This is a genomic window from Jatrophihabitans lederbergiae, from assembly GCF_031845305.1.
GTDB classification, from domain to species: Bacteria; Actinomycetota; Actinomycetes; order Mycobacteriales; family Jatrophihabitantaceae; genus Jatrophihabitans_A; species Jatrophihabitans_A lederbergiae.
Genome location: NZ_JAVREH010000170.1, coordinates 1 through 1,259, shown reverse-complemented (window position 1 = coordinate 1,259; position 1,259 = coordinate 1). Strand labels below are relative to the sequence as shown.

The 1,259-nt window shown below is 66.9% G+C and carries 2 protein-coding genes; both read right to left on the bottom strand.

The features are described 5' to 3' along the window. The coding region (locus RM423_RS24785) for a response regulator transcription factor (protein ID WP_311425704.1) at nucleotides 1-507 on the bottom strand (507 nt) is incomplete at its 3' end. Beyond that, a partial coding sequence (locus tag RM423_RS24780) for a sensor histidine kinase (protein WP_311425703.1) occupies nucleotides 504-1,259 on the bottom strand: 756 nt, incomplete at its 5' end. The genes RM423_RS24780 and RM423_RS24785, both read right to left, overlap by 4 nt.

Genomic DNA, 1,259 nt, shown 5'->3' with positions numbered 1-1,259 from the left:
GGTCAGGAGGACTTCGAGCATTCGCCATTCGGTGGGGGTGAGGTGGATCAGCTGCGCCGTTGTGCCGTTGGCTGGGCGGATGAGGCGGGCGGGGAGGTCGATGCTGAGGGCGCCGAGTGTGATGGGGATGATCGGCTTGGCGATGTTGACTCGTCGTGCCGCGGCGCGCAGTCGTGCGAGTAGTTCGTCCATGCTGAAGGGTTTGGTGACGTAGTCGACGGCGCCGAGGTCGAGGGCTGTGACTTTGTCGGTGCTTCCGGTGCGGGCTGAGAGCACGACGATGGGGAGTTCGGGTTGCAGGCGCCGGATGTGGGAGATGACGTCGAGTCCGTCGAGGTCGGGCAACCCGAGGTCGAGGATCATCAGGTCTGGTCGTTTGATCGCGGTTTGGCTGATGGCGGTTTCGCCGGTGTCGGCGGTGCTGACGGTGTAGCCGCGGTTGGTGAGGTTGAGGACGAGTGCCCGCAGTAGTGCCGGTTCGTCATCGACGGTGAGGATGTGGATCATGTCGTTGCCTTGCCGAGAATGTGGGCGGTCTCCGTCGGGGTGATCGAGGTTCGGCCGGCGGCTTTCGGGAGGGCGATGACCGCGGTGAGGCCGCCGCCGGGGGTGTCGTCCAGGGTTATGGTGCCCTGCATGGCGTGGGTGAATCCGCGGGCGATGGCCAGTCCGAGTCCGACGCCGGCGCCGTTGGGGGCTGGGTGGTCGTCTCTGCGTTGGAAGGGAGCGAACACGCCGTTACGTTCTCTGGTGGGTATGCCTGGTCCGCGGTCGACGATGCGAAGTTCCACGGTGTCGCCGTGGGTGCTGGCCGAGAGGCGGACCGGTTGGTCATCCGGGCTGTAGCGGATTGCGTTCTCGACGAGGTTGGCGACAACCCGTTCCAGCAGTCCGGCGTCGGCAAGGACTTCAGGCAGCGTGGCGGGCACGTCGAGCTGAACCTGCGCCCCAGCCGTGATGTGGTTGAGCGCTCGGGTGACAACGTCGTCGAGGGCGACCTCGGTGGCGGCGACGGGCAGCACACCGGCTTCGAGCCGGGACAGATCGAGCAGGTTGGTGACCAGTCCGGTGAGCTTGTCCAGGGCGGTGTCGGCGCTGGCCAGCAGTTCTTGCTGGTCGTCTTCGCTCCACCGCACGTCGCGGCCACGCAGACTCGACACGGCGGCCTTGGCCGAGGCGATCGGGGTCCTCAAATCGTGGCTGAGGGCGTTCAGGAGCGCGGTGCGCATGCGGTCGGCTTCAGCGACGGGGACGGCGGC